Source organism: Polynucleobacter sp. AP-Jannik-300A-C4 (assembly GCF_018688335.1).
Taxonomy (GTDB): domain Bacteria; phylum Pseudomonadota; class Gammaproteobacteria; order Burkholderiales; family Burkholderiaceae; genus Polynucleobacter.
This window is the reverse complement of record NZ_CP061316.1, coordinates 1,376,668-1,398,427: the sequence shown is the minus strand read 5'-3', so window position 1 is coordinate 1,398,427 and position 21,760 is coordinate 1,376,668. Positions and strand designations below refer to the sequence as shown.

Sequence of the window (21,760 nt, the reverse complement as noted above, 5' to 3'; positions counted from 1 at the left end):
TAAAAATGATCATTGGTATAGGCACAGACATTTTGCAGATCGAGCGGCTTCAAGCTGCTTACGATCGTACCAATGGACGTCTTGCTGAAAAAATACTGGGGCCTGATGAGATGTTGGTTTTTAAACATCGCTTAGCCAGAAATCACAAGCGGGGCATTGCTTTTTTGGCAACGCGCTTTGCGGCAAAAGAGGCATTCTCTAAAGCAATTGGCTTGGGCATGAGAATGCCAATGACGTGGCGCTCTTTACAAACACTCAACGAGCCCAGCGGTAAACCGGTTACCTCCTATTTAGGAGCGCTTGCGCAATTTATGCAGGATAAAAACTGGGAAGCTCAAGTTACGGTAAGTGATGAGCAAGACATGGCAATTGCCCATATCATTGTTACGCAAAGATAAACACAGTAATAAATAACAGCAAATAACATCAAAAAATTACGAGGAATCCATGAGTAAGTCGACCATGAAACCAGGCCCAATTACTTTAGATGTGCTTGGTCTTGAGTTAAACGCAGAAGATCGCCGTCGCATCATGCATCCTCTAACTGGTGGAGTAATTCTATTTGGCAGAAACTTCGCCAATCGCAAACAACTCACCAAACTCACTGCAGAAATTAAAAAACTCCGTTCTGACGTGTTGATCTCGATTGATCATGAGGGTGGACGCGTTCAGCGCTGCAGAACTGATGGTTTTACCCATTTGCCGGCCATGCGTAAGCTTGGTGAACTTTGGGGGTCTAAGAATAAATCAAAACACACCGCCGAATCTGCTGCGATTGCGATGGCGGCAGCGACTGCCTGTGGGTATGTTCTAGCTGCTGAGTTGCGAGCTTGTGGTGTCGACTTTAGTTTTACCCCAGTCCTGGATCTCGATTTTGGTCGCAGCGGTGTCATTGGAGATCGTGGATTTAGTCGTGATCCGCAAATTACCTTTGCGTTGGCGAAGAGTCTAAACGAAGGCTTACGCCTTGCTGGTATGGCGAACTGCGGTAAACACTTCCCGGGGCATGGCTGGGCAGAAGCAGATTCTCATGTAGCTATTCCGGTGGATGAGCGTTCCTTGAAGCAAATTCTGAATGATGATGCTAAGCCTTATGAATGGTTGGATCTCAGCTTGACAGCGGTAATGCCAGCCCATGTAATCTATCCAAAGGTTGATAAAAATCCAGCGGGCTTTTCTAAGATATGGCTTCATTCCATTTTGCGTCAAGAGTTGGGTTTTCAAGGCGTCATCTTTAGCGATGACCTTTCGATGGAAGGGGCAAGCGTTGCTGGCTCTGTTGTGAAGGGTGCTGATATGGCGCTTGAGGCGGGATGCGATGCAGTGCTGATTTGTAATCGTCCAGACCTAGCGGATCAATTGCTCAGTCAGTTGAAAGTCTCAAAAGCGAAACAAGCGGAGTCTGCTATTCGATTAAATCGTTTGATGCCAACTACCACTACTCCTGCTTGGGATGAGCTACAGGGTGAAGCGCAATATCAACACGCTAAAGGTTTACTCCAGCAATTGAAGCTCATTGCCTAGGTGATAGAGCTTGCTTGCGAGTAAAAACTCAATCAAATAAAAAAGCCCGGCGAACCGGGCTTTTTGCTATCGAGTGAGCTAATTAGTTAGCACGGCTACGATATTCACCAGTACGAGTATCAATCTCGATCTTGTCACCAGTGTTGCAGAACAATGGAACTTGCAATTCATAGCCAGTAGCTAGTTTTGCAGTCTTCAATACTTTGCCTGAGCTGGTATCACCTTTAACTGCTGGCTCTGTATAAATGATTTCACGAACCAAAGAGTTTGGCATGGCTACTGAGAGGGCTTTACCTTCGTAAAATACTACTTCGCAAGGCATGCTCTCTTCAAGGTAGTTCAATGCATCGCCCATGAACTCCGCTTCAACTTCGTACTGGTTGTAGTCACCATCCATAAATACATACATTGGATCTGCGAAGTAAGAGTAGGTGCAGTCTTTCTTGTCTAGGATGACTACATCGAATTTGTCATCAGCTTTGTAAACACCTTCGTTAGGTGCGCCGGTTAACAAGTTCTTAAATTTCATTTTCACAACAGAAGAGTTGCGGCCTGAGCGGCTGTATTCTGCTTTTAAAACGACCATGGCATCAGTGCCGATCATTACTACGTTACCAACGCGGAGTTCTTGTGCTGTTTTCATCTTGCTATTCCTGGGTGCAGAGCTGATTTTCTGCGGTTTTTATCAAAAACAAGATTGTAACCGCCCGCAGCCTTATTACGCCCAAGATCAGGCTACAAAGCCCATTAGACGGGCAGCTAAGCCACCATCAGCTTGTTTTTCCAGTAAATCTGCTCGCCAAGCCTTGGAATGGGCATTCCACTCATCAATTGATTGATCCCAATCACTTGGCATTGCCCAAGTCATCGCGGCAATGACCGCGTGTTTGAGTTCTTGTGATGCATCTTCAAGATAGAGGTCTAAAAATGCAGCCAATTTGGTTTCGTGAGCGCGATCTTCCTGGGGGTAAATATGCCAAATGAAGGGCTTGCCAGCTAACTGCGCTCGGACAAAAGAATCTTCGCCCCGAACAATATTGAAGTCACATTGTGAGAGTACCCAGTCATATTCATCTTGAGAAACAAACGGTATGGAGATCAACTGAATAGAGTCGGGCGAAGTAAGTGGCTGGCTAGGGTTTGGAGAGCTGAACTGCAATTGCTCACGTTGACCATGTGTCAACACGATATCGAAGTTTTCATCCAGAGTTGCCAGATCCTCTAACCATTTCAGTAGTGGTGCACCTGGATAGCAAAAAACACTGATGCGTTTTGTATCGGGTCGCAAGAGCTTCCAACTGGGCGTAAGACTCTCGGGGATTAATTGCTTTGTGAGAGATGGCTCCTTGGGTATTGGATCAATCAAAATGCCACCTACATTCTCCTGAAAGCCTGGGAAGAAGAAGTATTTCGGAATGCCGTGCGCCTGTGGAGATGCCTTCTGGTGAAAGTCCATGATCCAGGGCTCTGCGCTTAGATACTCTAGATTGAGGATGATAGGTTTTTTTGGGGCAATCAATAGGCCCGCAAGGTAGCGCTCAGGTAGATCACATCCAAATGCCTCAATCACTACATCAGGAGGATCTACTGGATGGCGGCTGTTGTTATGACTTGCTTCCCAAGGCTGAACATCGATCAGGCGCTTGATTTCAGGATCAACCCCAGAAGCGAGTAAATTAAGGGTTGGTAGATCGTCACAGAAAATGCGCACGTCTTGGCCGTGAAGGCTTGTTAAGCTTCTTGCTAGGCGCCAGCAAACACCGGCATCACCATAGTTGTCTACGATTTGACAGAAAATATCCCAACGCATGAGCAATTCGCTTTTTGAAACCCTTCAGCAGGATGTTAAACGGCTACCCGGATTGCCGGGGGTGTATCGCTTTTTTGATGAGGCGGGACATATTCTGTATGTCGGAAAAGCGCGCAACCTCAAAAAGCGTGTATCTAGTTACTTCCAGCGCACTCAACTTTCACCACGCATAGAGCTGATGGTTGGGAAAATTGCCCGCTACGAAACTACAGTAACACGCTCAGAAACCGAAGCCCTCATTCTAGAGAACAATCTGATTAAGGAGCTCGCTCCTCCATTCAATATTCTCTTCCGAGATGATAAGTCCTATCCCTATGTGATGTTGACTGGGCACCAGTTTCCACGTTTAGCCTCCTATCGCGGTAAAACGGATAAGCGGAATCACTATTTCGGACCATTCCCTAATTCATGGGCTGTGCGCAACAGCGTACAGATTTTGCAGAAAGTATTTCGTCTTAGGACTTGTGAAGACTCTGTATTTAAAAACCGTAGTCGCCCTTGTTTACTGCATCAAATTCATCGCTGTAGCGCACCTTGTGTAGGTCGGCTTAATGTTGAGCAATATGGGCAGGACGTAGCTCAGGCAACCCGTTTTTTAGAGGGCGATCATAGTCGCGTACTTTCTGAGTTAGAGAAGAAAATGCATGCCTATAGCGATGCCATGGAATTTGAAATGGCCGCTGTGCTAAGGGATCGTATTGCAGATCTGTCCAGCGTCTTACAACAACAATCTATGGATACCGTTGCTGATGGCGAGGGTGATGTGGATGTGATTGCTGTTGCTCAAATGGAAGGGGTGGTCTGCGTCAATTTAGCAATGATTCGGGGTGGGCGCCATTTAGGTGATCGCGCCTACTTCCCCAAAGGATTACGCTCAACGTCTGGAGAGTTGCCACCACCAGCTGAAATTCTCGAGGCCTTTATTGCTCAGCATTATCTGGAGGAGAAGTCTGGTGATGGTGAAGCGACAACTAATTTAATTCCGCCCGTACTGATTCTGAATCATCCCTTGAGAAAACTGGTTGATGATATTGCGGCTCCGGAAGAGAGTACTGAAGATGTTTCCGAGCAAACGGCTCCGGAAGGTTTGCACGATTTACTCAATGCACAAGCTGGTAAGCGTATTACTTTCCTACATCAGCCGCAGGGTCAGAGACGGCATTGGTTGGCTATGGCCGAAGGCAATGCCAAGATTGCAATAGCGAAGCGTTTGGTAGAGACTGGTGGACAACTAGCAAGAGCGCGAGCATTGGCTGATGTATTGGCATTGGAATTAGAAAGTCTTGAGCAACTTCGCATTGAGTGTTTTGATATTAGCCACACTTCTGGTGAGGCTACGCAAGCTTCTTGTGTCGTGTATTCCAAAAATGCAATGCAGCCTAGTGAATACCGCCGCTTTAATATCAATGACATTACTCCGGGTGATGACTATGCAGCGATGCGCCAAGTCTTGCAACGCCGTTATGCGAACTTCCAAGAGCTCCCTGTTGAGAAAATGCCGCAAGTCATTTTGATTGATGGTGGTAAGGGGCAGGTTGAGATGGCAAGGCAAGTTCTCTCTGAATTCGGCATGGATATTGGATTGATTGTTGGTGTCGCTAAAGGTGAGGGGCGTAAGGTGGGTCTTGAGACTCTGATCTTTGCAGATGGACGTAAATCGCTCGAACTTGGTATTGATAGCGCAGCCTTATTGTTGGTAGCGCAAATCCGGGATGAGGCGCATCGCTTTGCGATTACGGGTATGCGTGCAAAACGGGCGAAAGCCAGAACGGTTTCTCAGCTAGAAGAGATTGAAGGAATTGGCGCAAAACGCCGTCAAAAATTACTGGCTCGATTCGGTGGACTACGCGGCGTCTCAAACGCCTCTATTGAAGAGCTTTCCAGTGTTGAGGGAATATCTACAGCATTGGCTGAGCAAATTTACAGGCAGCTCCATTGATTGCCCAGCGCATCCACATTGGTTTATGCTTGAGTCATGCCATTTAATCTGCCTATTGCTCTGACCTGGTTGCGCGTAGCCGCAATTCCACTTGTGGTTGCAGTGTTTTATTTGCCCAGTAACTGGCTTACTCCCTTTGAGCAGAATCTGACTGCCACCATTATTTTTGTGTTTGCGGCAGTGACTGATTGGCTAGACGGTTTCTTGGCTCGCAAGATGAAACAAGAGTCGGCATTTGGTCAATTCTTAGACCCGGTAGCGGATAAATTAATTGTTGCCGCCTCATTACTCGTTTTGCTGAATATGGATCGCGTCCAAGTTTGGGTAGCATTAATCATTATTGGTCGCGAAATTACTATCTCTGCACTTAGAGAGTGGATGGCACTTCTGGGTGCTGGAAAAAGTGTTGCTGTACACATGGTCGGCAAGTTAAAAACAACAGCTCAACTTGTAGCTATTCCATTTTTATTGCTAAACGACACTTTGTTTGGGTGGCTCAATTGCGCACAAGTAGGTACATGGTTAATTTGGATCGCATCCTTTTTAACGCTTTGGTCGATGTTCTATTACATGAAAAAAGCGTTGCCTCAATTGGTAGAGAAGGTCAAATAAAGTCCACAAACCCAATGCTGATAAGGGTTTGGTGCAAACAGAATGACTGTCAGTTTTTGGTCTAACTCAGAAATAATGCGTTCCCCCAAATTGTTTGTTAAACTACTGCCCTGTTATGCGGGAATAGCTCAGCTGGTAGAGCGATACCTTGCCAAGGTATAGGTCGGGAGTTCGAACCTCCTTTCCCGCTCCAAGTTCGATGGGAAGCCCTCAAAAGCTTCCCATTTTTGATTCAAGCATATGGCGCGTTGGCCGAGTGGTTAGGCAGGAGCCTGCAAAGCTTCGTACGGGGGTTCGATTCCCTCACGCGCCTCCAGTAATGTAGATTGATTACCAGGGCAAGAACATGATCCAACTGAAACGATTCTCAAAAATCACCTCAGCATTAGTGCTAACTGCGCTCTTGGCGGCCTGTGCCTCTTCAGGAGATTCTCCAACAGGCACGCCTAGCGAAGTACAAGAAATTCAGTCGCAACTCTTGGGTGATATGCCATTGCCTGCGGCATCAAAAATTATTGGCTCAGATTCTTTAATCATTGGTCGTGGTGATAATTGGGTGGGGCGAGTCGTTTTATCTGGAGTACAAACTCCAACTGATATTTATGCTTTCTTTCAGGCTGAATATCCAAGAGCTGGTTGGACCACTGTGAGTGCCGTGAAATCAAAAACCAGTATTTTGGTTTTTACTAAAGGTGACCGCACCTCCACCGTAGAATTAAATGAAGGCCCATTCACCGGTCCAAAGACCATCATTACTATTACCGCATCACCCAAGAATGCTAATGTAGTCGCGCCAAGTAAAAAGTAAAGAATAAAAAAGAAGTAAACAGCAGGTGGTGACCTGTCACTGCTGCAATTGAAAAAGGCCTCTATACGAGGCCTTTTGCTTTATTGGTCTGGGATTAGAGTCCGCCAGCCCTAATGAGGCCAACAGCCTGGCCTTCTACAGCGAAGTTCGGTTGACGTCGATCTACCAAAATATTTTTGAAGTCTGGGTTCTCGGCTTGTAATTCGATCACCATGCCATCTGCGGTTTTCTTTTGATTCCAACGCTTCACAGTAACCTCATCATCTAGGCGAGCTACCACGATATCGCCATTGCGAACTTCAGAAGTTTTTCGTACGGCAAGATAGTCGCCATCCAAAATGCCAGCATCGCGCATACTCATGCCAACTACTTTCAATAGGTAATCAGCACCCTTGCTAAATAAGCTTGGATCAATCGGCACTTGTTTTTCAATGTGCTCGATAGCGGTGATTGGAGAGCCTGCGGCAACGCGACCAATAAGTGGCAGTGTGAGTTGCTGAAGTGCGCCAGAAGGCAAAGACATCTGACGATATTTATTTGGATTGTGAGTCTGGTTAAAGCGTTGTGCAATACGAATGCCGCGCGAAGTTCCTGGCGTCAGTTCGATATATCCTTTTTTTGCTAATGCGCGTAAGTGCTCTTCGGCTGCATTGGCAGAAGCAAAGCCGAGTTGCGCTGCAATTTCCGCACGAGTTGGTGGCGAGCCACTTTCATCGATGGCCTTGGTAATCAATTCCAAAATCTCACTTTGACGTGAGGTAAGTTTGGGGAGGGCAGTCAGCTCCTCCGGAAAATCGACTGTATTTATGTCCATACTGGGATTGTATACAGCACTATTTGAATATTCAAGCTATTTTGAGGCGGATAATGGAGAAATGAGCTCAATTTCGAACGTTTCTGAAAATACACCCCATCTCCTGATCTTGGGTATGGGTGGCACTATTGCAGGTCTTGCACCGAACCCCGAAGAAAACCCTCTTCAATATCAAGCGGGCCAAGTGGGGGTGGATGCATTGGTGGCTCATGTTCAGTCGGTAGTGCCTGAGGGTGTCAAGCTGGTATCGCGTCAGGTAGCCAATATCAATAGTCGTAATTTGACTGACGCCCACCTCACTAGCCTCGGACTTGCTGTCAAGAATGCTTTACTTGATGCTGCTGTGCAGGGGGTTGTGATTACCCATGGCACCGATACGATGGAGGAAACGGGCTTATTTTTGCAGGCGACCTGTGGAAAGTTAGCTCATACTCAGTCTAAGAGGGTTATTCTGACAGGGGCAATGCTCCCAAGTAATGCGCCTGGAGCCGATGGCCCTTCCAATTTGCTTGACGCCTTGCGCTGGGCCTCAACATCGATTGATAACTGCCCTGGTGGCATCTACGCGGTGATGGATGGGCGTGGATGCATGGCCATCGATTTGGCTAAGCGCCACGCTACTGCCCTGAATGCCCCTTTGCAAAATGCGCCATCAAGCTCAGTAGGATTGATTAATCCATCCTGGTTATCTGGTGTCAAAGCAGTCCAGGCGGCTTGGAATGAAGATTTACCAATTCCGCAAGAGGGCGAGTGGCCTTGGGTTGAAATCTTGACTAGTCATGCAGGTGCACGCCCTGAAACGATCACCCAGTGGTTGAGTAGCTCTGTTCAGGGCTTTGTAATTGCTGGTACGGGGCATGGTGGCTTTCATGATGACTGGTTGAAGCCTTTGGATCAGGCTATGGCTCAAGGCATTGCCTTGGTGAGAACAACTAGGACGGGTGCTGGTGCTACTTTGCCCAATATTCCTGAAATAGATCCCCTTGGATGCAGACCCTCAGGCTCTCTGACTGCACCCAGAGCCAGAATTGGCCTTCAATTAGCTTTAAATGCGGCAAAGCAGGCAAATAAAGCCGGTAAACCCCTGACTTGGCAGGATTTTTTTGCTAGAATAGCGGACTTACCTGAGATTAGGTAAGGACCAAAAAGCTGTAAATACCCGTAGTTAGTTTTACCTACAATTTGTTACTACCTTGTCACACTGGCGCTAACTTTAAAACCATCGGAAGTTAGCAAGACGCCCAGGTGACTTTATCCTTAAGGAGTGTTAGATGCGTCATTATGAAATCGTCTTTATCGTCCATCCGGACCAAAGCGAGCAAGTGCCTGCGATGATCGATCGCTACAAAGCGACTTTAGCTGCTGCTGGCGGCAAAATTCATCGCATGGAAGATTGGGGTCGTCGTCAGATGGCTTACATGATCGACAAACTTGCTAAAGCCCATTACGTTTGTATGAACATTGAGTGCGACCAGAAAACTCTGGACGAGCTCGAGCACGCATTCAAATTTAACGATGCTGTTTTGCGTCACCTCATCATCAAGACTAAGAAAGCTGAAACTGAGCCTTCCATCATGATGAAAGAAGTGCAGCGTGAAGAAGCGCGCAAATCAGCTCAATCCGACGCTCCTGTAGCAGCGGTTTAAGTTAGAAATTTGAAGAGGAATACACAGACTAGAAAACGTATCAGAGTGACGGAGCGGCGTTGAATCATTTCACCCTAACTGCATTCTTGGTATCTAAAGACGCAATTCGATTTACACCAGCAGGAATACCGGTGATGCATTGCCAGCTAGAACATAGCGGCGAAGTAAGCGAGGTAGGAAATGCAAGGAAAATTCAGATGAGTGTTGAAGCCATCGCAATTGGTCCGATACAAAAGGGCTTAGAGCAAATGGATTTAGGAGCCGAGGCAGTGTTTGAGGGATTCTTAGCACCCAAGACTCTACGTAATCAAAGACTTGTTTTCCACATTACCCATATTCAATTGAAAAATTAAAGAGGAAATCATCATGGCGTTTGGAAAGAAACCCGATTTCAAAAAGAAACCAGCTCAGAACCCATTGTTCAAGCGTAAGCGTTATTGCCGTTTCACTGTTGCCGGCGTAGAGCAGATTGACTACAAAGATGTAGACACATTGAAGGACTTCATTGGCGAAAACGCCAAGATCACTCCTGCACGTTTGACAGGCACAAAAGCGAAATATCAGCGTCAGTTAGACACTGCTATCAAGCGTGCTCGTTATTTGGCTTTGTTGCCATTCTCCGATCAACACAAGAAATAATTGGGAGCCCTCAATGCAAATCATTCTTTTAGAAAAAGTAATTAACCTGGGCAACCTCGGTGACATCGTTCGTGTTAAAGACGGTTACGCTCGTAATTTCCTGATCCCTCAACGCAAAGCTCGTCGCGCGACTGAAACAGCAATTGCTGACTTTGCAGTACGTCGTGCTGAGTTGGAAAAATTAGCTGCCGAGAAATTGGCTGCTGCTGAAGCAGTTGGCGCAAAGCTCAAAGATTTGGTTCTCGAAATCGGTCAAAAAGCTGGTGTTGACGGTCGCTTGTTTGGTTCTGTAACCAACCATGACATCGCTGATGCATTGAAAGCCAAAGGCTTTGCAATTGAAAAAGCTTCTGTACGCATGCCTACTGGTCCGTTGAAGATGGTTGGTGATCACCCTGTAGCGGTAGCTGTTCATACCGATGTAGTGGCTGACATCACTATCCGTGTAGTTGGCGAGCAAGCGTAAGTTTTAGATCTGTAAGTTAGCCTCATGGCTGAATCCCGCTCACGCTCCCTGATGTCCAATCCTGGCATGATGGGTTCTGGGGATGCAGCCTTGCAGGCCTTAAAAGTACCGCCGCATTCTGTAGAAGCCGAGCAATCTTTGCTCGGCGGTCTACTGATCGATAACACAGCCTGGGATCGCCTAGGTGGCGTGTTAACTGATAAAGATTTCTATCGTCCTGAACATGCTCTGATCTATAAGGTCATTCAGCGTTTAGTTGGCGACAATCATCCTGCTGACGTCATCACTGTTCATGAAGCTGTTAAGTCTGAGCAGGGTGGTGATTTGGTCGGAATTGATTACCTCAATTCATTAGCGCAAAGCACTCCAAGTGCAGCGAACATTAAAGGCTATGCCGACATTGTTCGTGACCGCAGTATTCTGCGTCGCTTAATTGAAGTTTCTGACAACATTGTGAACTCTGCATTTGTTCCAGAAGGTCGTTCAGTAAGAACGCTTTTGGATGAAGCGGAGTCACGCATTCTACAAATTGGTGAAGAGGGTAGTCGTAAAGCTGATTACCTCGAAATCGAACCATTACTCAAAACTGTTGTTGCTCGTATTGATGAGCTCTACAACCGTCAAGGCGGTAGCGACATCACTGGTATTGCAACTGGCTTTATTGATTTAGACAAGCAAACCAGCGGCCTTCAAAAAGGTGACTTAGTCATTGTTGCTGGCAGACCGTCGATGGGTAAGGCGCAGCCGCTAGATGCAAAAGTAAAAACGCTTGAGGGTTGGAAGTTGATGGGCGATTTGCGTTTCGGTGATCGCCTAGCTTCGGTGGATGGTCAGCATTCGATGGTTACTGGCATTTATCCTCAAGGCATTAAACAGATCTACAAAGTCACTTTTTCTGACGGTCGTGAAGCTGAGTGCTGCGATGAGCATCTGTGGCGTGTTATGTATCGCGATTGGGATGCGCCTAAAGTCATTAATACTGCGCGTTTGATGGAAATGCTTTCTTGTGTGCGATACAAGAATCGTCTGTGGATCGATCCTGTCTCCGGTGATTTTGGTCACTCAAATGCACTGCCAATTAATCCTTGGGTTTTGGGTGCATTACTCGGTGATGGGACTTTAGCTTTGTCTCACGGTAGCGTGATGTTCTCGACTAAATCTCCTGAGTTGATTGAGCGTATGAATGCACTAGCCGGTTATGAGATGGAGTTAGTCCATGCAAATGCATATGACTGGAGATTAGTCTCTAAAACCAGAATTGCTGCCAATGGCCAGCGTCAATCTGTGCCAACAAACTATTTCCGTGCTGCACTACAAGACTTAGGTGTTCTTGGTTGCAGAAGTTTTGATAAATATATCCCCGCTACTTACCTTGAGGCAAATAAGACCTCTCGCCTCGCACTCTTTCAAGGTCTGATGGACACTGATGGCTGGATTGAGAAGTGGGGCTCTATTCGTTTTTGTACAGCTAGTCAGCAATTGTCAGAGGATGTTGCATCCTTGGCTAGATCATTGGGTGGTTTTTGCTCAATCGCTCATAAGCAAACAAGCTATACCTATAAAGGTGAGAAGAAGCGGGGGCGCCTATCTTATGTGCTAAATATGAGTTTTGGCCCTGGATTTCAAGCATTCACTTTGCCTGAAAAGAAAGAAAGACTCAGATCAACTTGGGATCGCCGGCGCAGACTTACCTTTAAGAGTATCGAGCCATCTAGAGTGTCCGAGGCGCAATGTATCTCAGTTAGTCATCCAGATAGAACCTATGTCACTAATGATTACGTAGTGACACATAACACCGCTTTTGCGCTCAATATTGCTGAGAACGTTGCATTAGCTGAAGGCTTGCCTGTTGTGGTGTTCTCAATGGAGATGTCGGGTGAGCAATTAGCGGCTCGTTTGCTGGGTTCAGTTGGGCGCGTAGATCAAGGTCGTATGCGTACCGGTAAATTACAGGATGATGAGTGGCCACGTGTGACCGACGCGATTGCCCGTTTAAGTAATACCCAAATTTTGATTGATGAGACTGGCGCTCTTTCTAGCTTAGAGTTGCGTGCACGTGCACGTCGTATTGCTCGTAACTTTGGCGGAACGCTTGGTCTTGTGGTGATTGATTACTTACAGTTGATGAGTGGATCCGGATCTGAGAACCGTGCAACAGAGATTTCAGAAATCTCTCGTTCTCTTAAGTCGCTCGCCAAGGAATTACAGTGCCCAGTAGTTGCTTTATCACAGCTCAACCGTGGTCTTGAGCAACGCCCGAACAAGCGTCCAATCATGTCAGACTTACGAGAGTCAGGCGCGATCGAGCAAGATGCCGACTTAATTATGTTTATCTATCGTGATGAGGTCTATCACCCAGACACGACGACAGATAAAGGTATGGCAGAGATCATTATTGGTAAGCAGCGTAATGGACCAATTGGTACTGTGCGCTTAAGTTGGCAGGGCCCTTATACCAAGTTTGATAACTTGGCGATGGGATCAGTTGGCTACTCTTCTGGTGGGTACGAGCCCTTCTAAGAAATTACTTCAATCCAAAGGTTGAGATTCGGTAGATTTAACATTCTCTAGTTTTGCTTCATGATCATGTTTTGTGAGGCAATAGGTGCCGGGAATCCAGCTGAAGTTAATGCCTCACTCATGACGCGATTACTATCAAAATAGACTTGCCAGTAATAATTGTTATTGCAATAAGGACGCACTGCTAGTACTGGGCCCACGAGATTGAACTCTAATATATTGACTTCAACAGCTGGGTCTTTTAATACGTTTGGGATCGCAGAAATTTTTTCTCGTAAAAGTTGCATCGCAGCGATTTGGTCGGCAGCCCCGGAGAGTTGACACTTAAGATCCACTCTGCGGTAGGGTGTGTTGCTAAAGTTTTGAATGGTATCGCCCAAAATTTTGTTATTACCAATCATGGTGGCAATATTGTCAGGCGTGTTAATCGTTGAGGAAAATAGACCAATTTCCTTTACTGTACCGGTGATTCCCCCTGCGGCAATAAAGTCTCCCACCTTGAATGGGCGCAGAACAATAATGAACACCCCGGCAGCAAAGTTCGATAGAAGGCCTGCCCAGGCTGCGCCAATTGCAACGCCAGCGGTGGCAATCAAGGCAGCAAAGCTAGTTGTCTGAATGCCAAAATAGCCCAGAATACCAATGACTAGAAGAATATTGAGGGTGACTGAAATAACCGATCTGATATAGCGAAGAATGGTTGCGTCTAATTTTTGTTGCTCCAAGCCTTTACTCAGAATACTGATAGCAAAGCGAATCAACCAGCGCCCAATGACCCAAAAGGCAATAGCAGTCAAGATCTTGATGCCGATATCAGTTGCCGCTGTTACGACTATTTCTTGAATACGGTCTATATCCATTTCTTTCATTATTTCTTGCCCATATTGTTTAAATTCAAAATCCTAAAATGTATCTTCATGGGATTATTGATGAAAAATCACCATCTATGTATTAGCCCCACAGACTATTGAGATGCCGAGCTTAGTCTTCTGGCCTCAGTAAATCTAGCTGCCCAATAGGGTGTAGTGATGTACTCCAGGCGCACAGTTCCTCCAGCGCTTGGGGCATGTACAAATCTACCTTGCCCAACATAAATTCCTGCGTGTGAATACTTGGCACCAGTAGTGTTGAAAAAGACTAGGTCCCCTGGTGCGGGCGGTTGATTTTCAACGCTTTTACCCTTAGAGCTCATTTCTTGAATGGTCCGTGGCAGTTTAATGTTGGCTGACTTTTGGTAGACGTAAGCAATCAGCCCACTGCAATCAAATCCACCCTTAGGATTATTGCCGCCATAGCGATAAGGCACACCCACCAAACCTACTGCAGCGATCGAAATGTCTTCAGTGCCTACGCTGGTATCTTGCTTAAATTGCGCAACCTTAGCAGCATTATTTTTTGCTCCAAAGCTGCTGCACCCCGACAATGAGAGGAGGGCGCAAATAAAAATGCCGCACCCAATGAGAGTGCGGCATGAGGGAAGTTGCTTAGAGTGCGTCAGCAGCATGATCCGCAAGACGTGAACGTTCGCCACGAGCCAGAGTCACATGCCCGCCATGACGCCAGCCTTTGAAGCGATCAACCACATAAGTTAACCCTGAAGAACCTTCAGTTAGGTAAGGTGTGTCGATTTGGGCAATGTTGCCCAAGCAAACAATCTTAGTTCCTGGTCCGGCACGAGTCACTAAAGTCTTCATTTGCTTCGGAGTTAAGTTTTGCGCTTCATCAATAATCACAAACTTACTCACAAAAGTTCTGCCACGCATGAAGTTCATACTCTTTACTTTGATGCGTGAACGAATCAATTCTTGTGTAGCAGCACGACCCCACTCACCAGCACCACCATCTTCATTGCGTTGCAAGACCTCAAGGTTGTCATCAAAAGCACCCATCCAAGGCTGCATTTTTTCCTCTTCGGTACCTGGCAAAAAGCCAATATCTTCGCCAACAGGAACGGTAGCGCGGGTAATGATAATTTCGTTATAGCGCTTACTATCTAGGACCTGTTCCAGTCCAGCAGCTAAGGCCAGCAGGGTTTTTCCGGTACCCGCTTGGCCCAGTAATGTAATGAAATCCACATCCGGGTTCATGAGCAGATTCATGGCAAAGTTTTGTTCGCGGTTGCGTGCTGTTACGCCCCAAACATTATTCTTTTGATGAGAAAAATCTCGCAAAGTTTGAAGGAGGGCGGTTTTGCCGTTGATCTCTTTGACTTGGGCATAGAAAGGTGTCGAGCCATCAGGATTTTCTTGATAGACAAACTCATTGACCAGCATGTTTGGAACTGAAGGGCCGGTGACGCGATAAAACATCGTGCCAGATTTGCCATCAGCCCAGCTTTCCATGTCTTTGCCATGCTTGGGCCAGAAGTCTGCTGGCAAAGACATGACACCGGAATACATTAAATCTCGATCCTCTAGCACTTGATCGTTGAAGTAGTCTTCAGCAGGCAATCCTAGAGCACGCGCCTTAATACGCATATTGATATCTTTAGATACCAAAACTACCTCTTGACCTTTGCGTGTCTTTTGGAGTTCGCTCACAACAGCGAGGATGAGGTTGTCACCTTTACCCTCAGGTAGTCCCTCAGGTAATGATTCAGTGGTTAGCTTAGTCTGGAAAAAGAGGCGACCAGATACGTCCTGATTACCTAATTTATTGAGTGGAATACCTTCATCTAATGTACCGCTGGTGCCGGCAACCAATTGATCTAATGAGCGGCTGACGGTACGGGCATTACGGGCAACCTCAGTCATCCCTTTCTTGTGGTTATCCAACTCCTCAAGTGTGGTCATTGGAAGGAAGAGGTCGTGTTCGGAGAAACGGAACAGAGAGCTCGGGTCATGCATCAGTACATTGGTATCTAAAACAAATAGGCTAGGTGGACCAGTGCGAACAATGCGCTTTGGTTTTTCTGGGACGCTTGCCATTTTCCTGTCATCACGCTCATGACGTGGCGCAACTGGACTGCGATCACTTTTGATTTTCTCGAGGGCGACTTCAGCGGCAGATAAGTCCTCTTCTGCATCTGTTGCCCAATCTGGAGCATGACTTTCCATCACAACAGTTTTTGCTGGTGCAGGACGCTTCTTTAAATTTGGAGTGTCTTTGCTACTAATTTTTACTTGGCCAGCAATTTGAGTTGGGATTGGGGGCAATGGCATGCAGACTCTCCTAAAAGAAAAAACCGCCAAGCGGATTGCATTGACGGTCTATAACGAAACTGGGTGTAAAACGATCTGAAAAACGGCGGGGGATGCTTACCAAGCCTGTTCTGAAGTAATCAGGCTGATGAGTCAAACTGACTGTTAGACTTTCCCGTCGTTTACGGTGCATATGAACAACTTTACCCCAAATTTTGGGCTTTGCAAGTACCCCAGATTAAATTAATTAAAAAATTATTTAGTATCTTGGGCTGCTTGTAATACCTCTGTCACATGTCCAGGAACCTTAAGGCCGCGCCACTCTTTTGTAAGCTTACCTGAAGAGTCAAAAAGGAAGGTGCTACGCTCAACACCACGAACTTGTTTGCCATACATGTTTTTCAACTTCATCACACCAAAGAGTTGACAGAGGGTTTCTTCGGTATCAGCCACTAGCTCGAATGGCAGCCCAAGTTTGCTACGGAAGTTATCGTGAGATTTGATGCTATCCCGAGATACGCCAACGATTAAGGTATTGGCTTTAGTGAAGGCGTCAATGTTATCCCGGAATTCACCAGACTCTGCTGTGCAGCCAGGAGTCATATCTTTTGGGTAAAAGTAGATAACCAGCTTTTTGCCTTTGGCTGAGTCTGGAGTAAACGTCAATCCTGATGTTGCTGGGATTGCACACTGGGGCATTGGCTTACCAATTTCTACTGTCATGATGGCCTCTCTAATTTTATGTATTACGTAATGCCAGTTAACTTGATTGCAAAATGAGTTCGCCACTTCGGTTGGGAATTTCTCCCCAAGTGACGGGTTGTACAGCTATTTTATCGAGTTGTTTAGTTGCTTCCCAAGATTGATGCAATTCGCCCATGGTTACTAGATCGTGACCTTGGTTTAACCATCCGGCGAGCAATTGCTCAAAGGCGGGTAGCAGCTTTTGACCTTCTAGCTCCGCATGCAAAGTAAATACCTGATCATTGGGATTGCTTTGGGTGATCTCAAGAAGTCTTTTGACGGCGCCAAACTCGTCTGCATCATCAATGCCAATCAACTCATCAAAGGTGGGTAGGGTAGTTGGGTATTGCACATGTTTCGCTTTACCGGAGGGCAGGTCAAAGCGATATGGCATCAAATTCGGTTCGGCTCTACCGTCGGAAGAGTATTTGATACCCCATTGATCAAGTTGCTCAAAAGCAGCTTCATTCATTTGCCAGCCAGCAGCACCATAGGTGACTGGTGTATGTCTGAAGATTTCTACAAAGCGATCCCAGCTCTTTTGCATCTGCGCTTTAGTCCATTGGGCATCACGATTACGCACTGCGTCTTGCCAGGCCACATGGTCCCAGGTGTGAATTCCAGTTTCATGACCAGCTGCATCAATCGCACGCATTTCAGCAGCAGCTTGTTTGCCAATATCTGGCCCAGGAAGGAGGACGCCGTAGAGCAAAGTCTTAATACCGTAGTGTTCAACAACAGAAGTGCGACTCACCTTCTTTAGAAAGCCTGGTCTAAAGACACGCTTCAGCGCCCAACCTGTATGGTCTGGACCTAGGCTAAATAAAAAAGTGGCTTTAAGGCCAAAGCGTTCAAGTGTGCGCGCTAGATTGGGGACGCCTTCTTTAGTGCCGCGTAGGGTGTCAACATCTACTTTGAGTGCAATCTTAGCCATGAACCTCTGTACTTATTCGTTATCAACCAAGTGACGTGCTTTTTCCACATCTTCACGATAGGCCTCGAAAATATTCTTCAGCGCGTCGCTCATATTGGTAGTCGGCTTCCAACCTAATTCACTCATGGTGTTGTCAATAGCGGGTACACGGTTTTGAACGTCTTGATAGCCTTCACCGTAGTAAGCGCCAGAAGTGGTTTCTACAATCTTCACTTCATTCGCTGTCTTCGCATACTCTGGAATGCTACGAGCAATCTCTAGCATCTGATTGGCGAGTTCACGAATAGAGTGATTGTTCTTGGGATTGCCGATGTTGTAGATCTTGCCGTTTGCAACACCATCTTTGTTATCGATGATGCGCATCAAGGCATCAATGCCATCGTCAACATAAGTAAAGGCACGTTTCTGCGCACCACCATCAACCACGTTGATGGATTCACCGCGAACAATATGACCTAAGAATTGCGTCACTACACGGGAGGAGCCTTCTTTTGGTGTGTAGATACTATCTAGACCTGGGCCAATCCAGTTAAATGGGCGGAAGAGAGTGAAGCGTAGACCTTCCATGCCGTAACCCCAGATCACGCGATCCATCAATTGCTTAGAGCAAGCATAGATCCACCGTGGCTTATTGATTGGACCGTAAACCATATTGGATTTAGCGGGATCAAATTCACCATCTTCACACATGCCATAGACTTCGGATGTAGATGGGAATACCAAATGCTTTTTATATTTAACAGCTGAACGTACGATTGGTAAGTTAGCTTCGAAGTCGAGCTCAAACACTTTGAGCGGTTGCTGAACATAAGTGGCCGGTGTCGCGATGGCTACTAAAGGTAGGATGACGTCGCATTTGCGGATGTGATACTCAACCCATTCTTTGTTGATGGTGATGTCACCTTCAAAGAAATGCATGCGGGGGTGGTTCACTAAATCACCTAGGCGATCGTTTTGCATATCCATGCCATAGACATCCCAATCGGTTGTCTCCAGGATGCGTTTTGAGAGGTGATGACCAATAAAGCCGTTTACGCCAAGAATGAGTACTTTTTTCATCTTTACTGCCTCGTTTTTAATCTAAAGAGTGCTGCTTTTAATTTATTAGCTGTCTGCTGGGAACCAGTCCAGTATCGCTACCGCTCTCTGGTCGCCACAAACACCGAATACCTGATTATCAACCACTTGGATACCGGGAGCCTGAAGATCTAGTTCCTCTGGGAATGGGCCTATAAGGCTTGTGCGGGCCACAATCCTGCGTTGACCCTCCCAGTCAGTAAAGGCTCCAGGATAAGGGGGTGCAACGGCTCTCACGAGGTTATGGACCTGCTGAGCCGTCTGTTGCCACAGAATTTGGCCATCAGCGGGCTTGCGACCTCCAAAATAGCTTCCTTGAGCCAGATTATTGGATTTTCTGGGGACTTTGCCCTGAACAAGCTGAGGTAGGACTTGATTCATGACAGCTACGGCTGCTTGGCTGACTTTTCCAAAGACTTCTGTCGCGGTTTCATCTGGACCAATAGAGACGGCTGATTGCCCCACGATATCGCCTGCATCTGGTTTAACTTCCATGATGTGCAATGTGGCGCCCGTTTCAGTTTCACCATGGAGAATGGCCCAATTCACTGGAGCGCGGCCACGATATTTTGGTAGGAGTGAGCCATGCATATTCAGCGCAGCAATTTTGGCGCAGGCCAAAAGCTCGGCCGGAATCATGTGGCGATAGTAAAAAGAGAAAAGATAGTCAGGGGCCAGTTTTTGAATCTGGGGCACGAGATCCATTAACTCGTTTGCGTTTGGTGTGATGTAAGGAATCTGCTGCGCCTCACAAAGCTTCGCAACACTACCAAACCAGACATTCTCGTTGGGATCATCTTGATGGGTAAGTACCAAATCAATCTGGATACCCGCAGCGATTAATGCCTTGAGGCAATTAACACCAACATCGTGATATGCAAAGACGACTGCGTGCAATTATTTTTTCTCTAAAACAGTTTGCACAACATAGCGCGGACGCTCACGTACCTGTTGGTAGATGCGGCCAATATATTCACCGAGCAAACCAAGACCAAACAGCATTACGCCAATCAAGAAGAAGGTGAGCGCAAATAGTGTAAAGACTCCTTCAACTTCAGCGCCCAGAACAAAGCGGCGGATCAGTAGGTATATAAACAGGCTACCCGCAGCCATTGCCAAGAGCATTCCCAGGATCGAGAAAATCTGCAAAGGCATTACGGAGAAGCCGGTGACCAAATCAAAGTTCAAGCGAATAAGCTGATAGAGGCTATATTTAGATTCACCAGCAAAACGCTCTTCGTGTTTAACGCTGATTTCAGTTGGATTGGAGGCGAAGGTATAGGCCAGCGCTGGAATAAATGTATTGCTCTCGTCACACTGACGAACAAGATCAACAATACGACGGCTATAGCCGCGCAGCATGCAGCCTTGGTCGGTCATCGTGATGCGAGTAATTTTTTCCCGCAAATGATTCATGGCCCGGGAAGCAAATTTTCTAAAGAAGCTATCTCGACGATTCGTACGAATCGTGCCAACGTAGTCATGACCCTTGAATAATTCATTTACTAAGGCATCAATTTCTTCGGGGGGATTCTGTAAATCTGCATCTAGCGTGATGATGTATTCACCGCGGGAGTATTCAAAGCCAGCCATGATGGCCATGTGTTGACCAAAGTTGCTATGAAATAAAACCGCCCGCGTGACATCAGAGCGCAATTCAACTTGCTTGGCCAGGATGCCGGCGGAGCGATCTTTGCTGCCATCATTTACAAACACTATTTCATAAGCAATGTTGCGCTTGCTAGCCATCGCATCTAGTGCGGGGTATAAACGATCAAAGAGTGCTTGAAGACCGTCTTCCTCGTTGTAGACGGGAATAACAACGCTGAGCGAGGGATTGCAGGCTTGGGTAGCTAAATTAGCAGTCATGCTGCAATTTTGCCTGATTCCGTTCTCGATATTAGTTTTTGCGATGTTTTTTCAAAATTCCCACTAAAGCGCTAGCTATACGGCCAATATCTTCATCGGCCATTCCCGGGAAGAGGGGAAGGGTCAAAATCGAGCGACCAATACGCTGCGCATTAGGGGTGGCATCAACTTGGTAACCTAGCTTTTGGTAAAGCATAAATCCAGTAATGATGGGGTAATGAACGCCTGTACCAATACCTAGATCTTTGAGTTCAGTCATTACCTGCGCGCGATCCACATTCAGTTGTTCGAGAGGTAGTACGACCTGGAACATATGCCAGTTGCTATCGCTAAAGTTTGCTACAGGAAGTTCTAGATTGAGATCACCTAAGCCGGCGGAATTTATTTCAGTGCGAATTGCATCGAAGTACATTCTTGCTAAAGTACTTCTACGTGCCTGAAATGTTGGTAACTGTTTGAGTTGATGTAAACCAATCACAGCATTTACATCTGTCAAATTATCCTTACCACCAAGGACATCAACGTCCATACCATCTATGCCTTGGCGGGTAAGGCCTTGCAGACGAAACTTCTCCGCAAGCTTTGCTTCATCTGCATTATTAAGAACAAGGCAGCCACCCTCAACAGTGGATAAATTTTTATTTGCCTGAAAACTAAAACTCACGAGATCACCAATACTGCCAATCTTTTGACCCTTCCACTGCGATCCAAATGCTTGTGCAGCATCTTCAATCACCCGCAGTTTGTATTGCTTGGCCAAGTCATAGAGTTGATCCATGTTGACAGGTAAACCAGCTAAATAGACTGGCATGATGGCGCGCGTCTTTGGTGTTATGGCTGCCACCACTTTATTTAAGTCGATGTTGTGGCTCACGGGATCGATATCGACAAACACGGGTTTTGCACCAACACTCAGAATGACATTGGAGGTAGCTACCCAAGAAATCGGGGTAGTAATTACTTCATCGCCTGGACCAATACCAGCAACCTGCAGAGCGATTTTCATGGTGGCAGTGCCATTGGCAAAACACCGCACTGGGCGTCCGCCAAAGTATTCGCTCAAGGTGGCTTCAAATTCTGCCAACTTCGGTCCTGAGGTTACCCAACCAGAGCGCAATACTTCTGCAACTGCATCAATTGTTTCTTGATTAAAGTGCGGGCGCGTAAACGGAATAAATGGCAGAGAATTTGAATTGGCTGACATGGTGGCCTTAAGAA

Annotated in this window: 23 protein-coding genes and 2 tRNA genes; 13 read left to right on the top strand and 12 right to left on the bottom strand. The window is 46.5% G+C overall.

The window, feature by feature from the left end:
- Positions 1-5 precede the first annotated feature (5 nt).
- Together acpS and nagZ are read left to right on the top strand one after the other, a co-directional pair.
- A complete protein-coding gene (gene acpS / locus FD975_RS07355) occupies positions 6-398 on the top strand; it encodes a holo-ACP synthase (RefSeq protein WP_215301489.1) in 393 nt (130 codons plus the stop codon).
- A gap of 49 nt (positions 399-447) precedes the next feature.
- Positions 448-1,524: a beta-N-acetylhexosaminidase gene (gene nagZ, locus FD975_RS07350; RefSeq protein ID WP_215301487.1), complete on the top strand. Its 1,077-nt coding sequence runs from the start codon at positions 448-450 to the stop codon at positions 1,522-1,524.
- A gap of 82 nt (positions 1,525-1,606) precedes the next feature.
- Here nagZ and efp read toward each other — a convergent pair whose 3' ends face one another.
- Positions 1,607-2,167 (bottom strand): elongation factor P, encoded by a 561-nt coding sequence (gene efp / locus FD975_RS07345; RefSeq protein ID WP_215301485.1) that lies wholly within the window; start codon positions 2,165-2,167, stop codon positions 1,607-1,609.
- A gap of 87 nt (positions 2,168-2,254) precedes the next feature.
- Complete coding sequence (gene earP, locus FD975_RS07340) at positions 2,255-3,334, bottom strand: elongation factor P maturation arginine rhamnosyltransferase EarP (protein WP_215301483.1); 1,080 nt, start codon at positions 3,332-3,334, stop codon at positions 2,255-2,257.
- Between earP and uvrC the strand changes: the two genes are divergently transcribed.
- The 5 genes from uvrC to FD975_RS07315 all read left to right on the top strand — a co-directional run bounded on the left by uvrC (position 3,333) and on the right by FD975_RS07315 (position 6,693).
- On the top strand, positions 3,333-5,273 hold the full coding sequence (gene uvrC / locus FD975_RS07335; RefSeq protein WP_215301481.1) for an excinuclease ABC subunit UvrC: 1,941 nt from the start codon (positions 3,333-3,335) through the stop codon (positions 5,271-5,273). The two genes, earP and uvrC, sit on opposite strands and share 2 nt — an antisense overlap.
- 36 nt (positions 5,274-5,309) lie before the next feature.
- On the top strand, positions 5,310-5,885 hold the full coding sequence (gene pgsA / locus FD975_RS07330; protein WP_215301479.1) for a CDP-diacylglycerol--glycerol-3-phosphate 3-phosphatidyltransferase: 576 nt from the start codon (positions 5,310-5,312) through the stop codon (positions 5,883-5,885).
- Positions 5,886-6,002: 117 nt separating this feature from the next.
- Positions 6,003-6,078, top strand: a tRNA-Gly gene (locus FD975_RS07325).
- A 49-nt stretch (positions 6,079-6,127) separates the two neighbouring features.
- Positions 6,128-6,201 (top strand) — tRNA-Cys (locus tag FD975_RS07320).
- A gap of 30 nt (positions 6,202-6,231) precedes the next feature.
- Positions 6,232-6,693 (top strand): hypothetical protein, encoded by a 462-nt coding sequence (locus FD975_RS07315; RefSeq protein ID WP_215301477.1) that lies wholly within the window; start codon positions 6,232-6,234, stop codon positions 6,691-6,693.
- A gap of 94 nt (positions 6,694-6,787) precedes the next feature.
- On the opposite strand, the gene lexA is transcribed toward FD975_RS07315, so the two are convergent.
- Entirely contained in the window at positions 6,788-7,507 is a 720-nt protein-coding gene (lexA, locus tag FD975_RS07310) for a transcriptional repressor LexA (RefSeq protein ID WP_215301474.1), read from the bottom strand.
- A gap of 61 nt (positions 7,508-7,568) precedes the next feature.
- Between lexA and FD975_RS07305 the strand changes: the two genes are divergently transcribed.
- The 6 genes from FD975_RS07305 to dnaB all read left to right on the top strand — a co-directional run bounded on the left by FD975_RS07305 (position 7,569) and on the right by dnaB (position 12,778).
- Positions 7,569-8,645, top strand: a complete 1,077-nt coding sequence (locus tag FD975_RS07305) for an asparaginase (RefSeq protein WP_215301473.1) — start codon at positions 7,569-7,571, stop codon at positions 8,643-8,645.
- 133 nt (positions 8,646-8,778) lie between these two features.
- Positions 8,779-9,153 carry a 30S ribosomal protein S6 gene (gene rpsF, locus FD975_RS07300; RefSeq protein ID WP_046330543.1) on the top strand — a complete coding sequence of 125 codons (375 nt, stop codon included), beginning with the start codon at positions 8,779-8,781 and terminating at the stop codon, positions 9,151-9,153.
- A gap of 59 nt (positions 9,154-9,212) precedes the next feature.
- A complete protein-coding gene (gene priB / locus FD975_RS07295) occupies positions 9,213-9,506 on the top strand; it encodes a primosomal replication protein N (protein WP_215301471.1) in 294 nt (97 codons plus the stop codon).
- A gap of 13 nt (positions 9,507-9,519) precedes the next feature.
- Positions 9,520-9,792: a 30S ribosomal protein S18 gene (gene rpsR, locus FD975_RS07290; RefSeq protein WP_011902267.1), complete on the top strand. Its 273-nt coding sequence runs from the start codon at positions 9,520-9,522 to the stop codon at positions 9,790-9,792.
- Between the two features lie 13 nt (positions 9,793-9,805).
- A complete protein-coding gene (gene rplI, locus FD975_RS07285; RefSeq protein WP_215301469.1) occupies positions 9,806-10,258 on the top strand; it encodes a 50S ribosomal protein L9 in 453 nt (150 codons plus the stop codon).
- Between the two features lie 24 nt (positions 10,259-10,282).
- On the top strand, positions 10,283-12,778 hold the full coding sequence (gene dnaB, locus FD975_RS07280) for a replicative DNA helicase (protein WP_371743372.1): 2,496 nt from the start codon (positions 10,283-10,285) through the stop codon (positions 12,776-12,778).
- 47 nt (positions 12,779-12,825) lie between these two features.
- On the opposite strand, the gene FD975_RS07275 is transcribed toward dnaB, so the two are convergent.
- The 9 genes from FD975_RS07275 to FD975_RS07235 form a co-directional block, all read right to left on the bottom strand.
- The gene (locus FD975_RS07275) at positions 12,826-13,647 is read right to left on the bottom strand and encodes a mechanosensitive ion channel family protein (protein WP_215301467.1); all 822 of its coding nucleotides are present in this window, start codon (positions 13,645-13,647) and stop codon (positions 12,826-12,828) included.
- A gap of 95 nt (positions 13,648-13,742) precedes the next feature.
- Positions 13,743-14,282 (bottom strand): C40 family peptidase, encoded by a 540-nt coding sequence (locus FD975_RS07270; RefSeq protein WP_215301466.1) that lies wholly within the window; start codon positions 14,280-14,282, stop codon positions 13,743-13,745.
- The gene (locus FD975_RS07265) at positions 14,263-15,939 is read right to left on the bottom strand and encodes a PhoH family protein (protein WP_215301464.1); all 1,677 of its coding nucleotides are present in this window, start codon (positions 15,937-15,939) and stop codon (positions 14,263-14,265) included. The genes FD975_RS07270 and FD975_RS07265 overlap by 20 nt, the downstream gene beginning before the upstream one ends.
- Before the next feature lie 234 nt (positions 15,940-16,173).
- Positions 16,174-16,641, bottom strand: coding sequence for a peroxiredoxin (locus tag FD975_RS07260; protein WP_215301462.1), 468 nt, complete (start codon positions 16,639-16,641; stop codon positions 16,174-16,176).
- Between the two features lie 37 nt (positions 16,642-16,678).
- The gene (locus tag FD975_RS07255; RefSeq protein WP_215301460.1) at positions 16,679-17,596 is read right to left on the bottom strand and encodes a polysaccharide deacetylase family protein; all 918 of its coding nucleotides are present in this window, start codon (positions 17,594-17,596) and stop codon (positions 16,679-16,681) included.
- Positions 17,597-17,608: 12 nt separating this feature from the next.
- On the bottom strand, positions 17,609-18,655 hold the full coding sequence (locus FD975_RS07250; protein WP_015421563.1) for a bifunctional UDP-4-keto-pentose/UDP-xylose synthase: 1,047 nt from the start codon (positions 18,653-18,655) through the stop codon (positions 17,609-17,611).
- Positions 18,656-18,700: 45 nt separating this feature from the next.
- Positions 18,701-19,570, bottom strand: a complete 870-nt coding sequence (locus FD975_RS07245) for a formyltransferase (RefSeq protein ID WP_215301457.1) — start codon at positions 19,568-19,570, stop codon at positions 18,701-18,703.
- Positions 19,571-20,542 (bottom strand): glycosyltransferase, encoded by a 972-nt coding sequence (locus FD975_RS07240; RefSeq protein WP_215301450.1) that lies wholly within the window; start codon positions 20,540-20,542, stop codon positions 19,571-19,573.
- Between the two features lie 31 nt (positions 20,543-20,573).
- Positions 20,574-21,746, bottom strand: a complete 1,173-nt coding sequence (locus FD975_RS07235; protein WP_215301448.1) for a DegT/DnrJ/EryC1/StrS aminotransferase family protein — start codon at positions 21,744-21,746, stop codon at positions 20,574-20,576.
- Between the last annotated feature and the right edge of the window lie 14 nt (positions 21,747-21,760).

Bases quoted from the DNA above. Each gene is read 5' to 3' on its own strand.
- FD975_RS07255 (WP_215301460.1), bottom strand. From the start codon at position 17,596: ATGGCTAAGATTGCACTCAAAGTAGATGTTGACACCCTACGCGGCACT.
- nagZ (WP_215301487.1), top strand. From the start codon at position 448: ATGAGTAAGTCGACCATGAAACCAGGCCCAATTACTTTAGATGTGCTT.
- pgsA (WP_215301479.1), top strand. From the start codon at position 5,310: ATGCCATTTAATCTGCCTATTGCTCTGACCTGGTTGCGCGTAGCCGCA.
- FD975_RS07315 (WP_215301477.1), top strand. From the start codon at position 6,232: ATGATCCAACTGAAACGATTCTCAAAAATCACCTCAGCATTAGTGCTA.
- rplI (WP_215301469.1), top strand. From the start codon at position 9,806: ATGCAAATCATTCTTTTAGAAAAAGTAATTAACCTGGGCAACCTCGGT.
- uvrC (WP_215301481.1), top strand. From the start codon at position 3,333: ATGAGCAATTCGCTTTTTGAAACCCTTCAGCAGGATGTTAAACGGCTA.
- acpS (WP_215301489.1), top strand. From the start codon at position 6: ATGATCATTGGTATAGGCACAGACATTTTGCAGATCGAGCGGCTTCAA.
- efp (WP_215301485.1), bottom strand. From the start codon at position 2,167: ATGAAAACAGCACAAGAACTCCGCGTTGGTAACGTAGTAATGATCGGC.
- FD975_RS07235 (WP_215301448.1), bottom strand. From the start codon at position 21,746: ATGTCAGCCAATTCAAATTCTCTGCCATTTATTCCGTTTACGCGCCCG.
- FD975_RS07260 (WP_215301462.1), bottom strand. From the start codon at position 16,641: ATGACAGTAGAAATTGGTAAGCCAATGCCCCAGTGTGCAATCCCAGCA.
- rpsR (WP_011902267.1), top strand. From the start codon at position 9,520: ATGGCGTTTGGAAAGAAACCCGATTTCAAAAAGAAACCAGCTCAGAAC.
- FD975_RS07305 (WP_215301473.1), top strand. From the start codon at position 7,569: ATGAGCTCAATTTCGAACGTTTCTGAAAATACACCCCATCTCCTGATC.
- FD975_RS07240 (WP_215301450.1), bottom strand. From the start codon at position 20,542: ATGACTGCTAATTTAGCTACCCAAGCCTGCAATCCCTCGCTCAGCGTT.
- FD975_RS07265 (WP_215301464.1), bottom strand. From the start codon at position 15,939: ATGCCATTGCCCCCAATCCCAACTCAAATTGCTGGCCAAGTAAAAATT.
- rpsF (WP_046330543.1), top strand. From the start codon at position 8,779: ATGCGTCATTATGAAATCGTCTTTATCGTCCATCCGGACCAAAGCGAG.
- FD975_RS07275 (WP_215301467.1), bottom strand. From the start codon at position 13,647: ATGAAAGAAATGGATATAGACCGTATTCAAGAAATAGTCGTAACAGCG.
- FD975_RS07270 (WP_215301466.1), bottom strand. From the start codon at position 14,282: ATGCTGCTGACGCACTCTAAGCAACTTCCCTCATGCCGCACTCTCATT.
- FD975_RS07250 (WP_015421563.1), bottom strand. From the start codon at position 18,655: ATGAAAAAAGTACTCATTCTTGGCGTAAACGGCTTTATTGGTCATCAC.
- dnaB (WP_371743372.1), top strand. From the start codon at position 10,283: ATGGCTGAATCCCGCTCACGCTCCCTGATGTCCAATCCTGGCATGATG.
- lexA (WP_215301474.1), bottom strand. From the start codon at position 7,507: ATGGACATAAATACAGTCGATTTTCCGGAGGAGCTGACTGCCCTCCCC.
- earP (WP_215301483.1), bottom strand. From the start codon at position 3,334: ATGCGTTGGGATATTTTCTGTCAAATCGTAGACAACTATGGTGATGCC.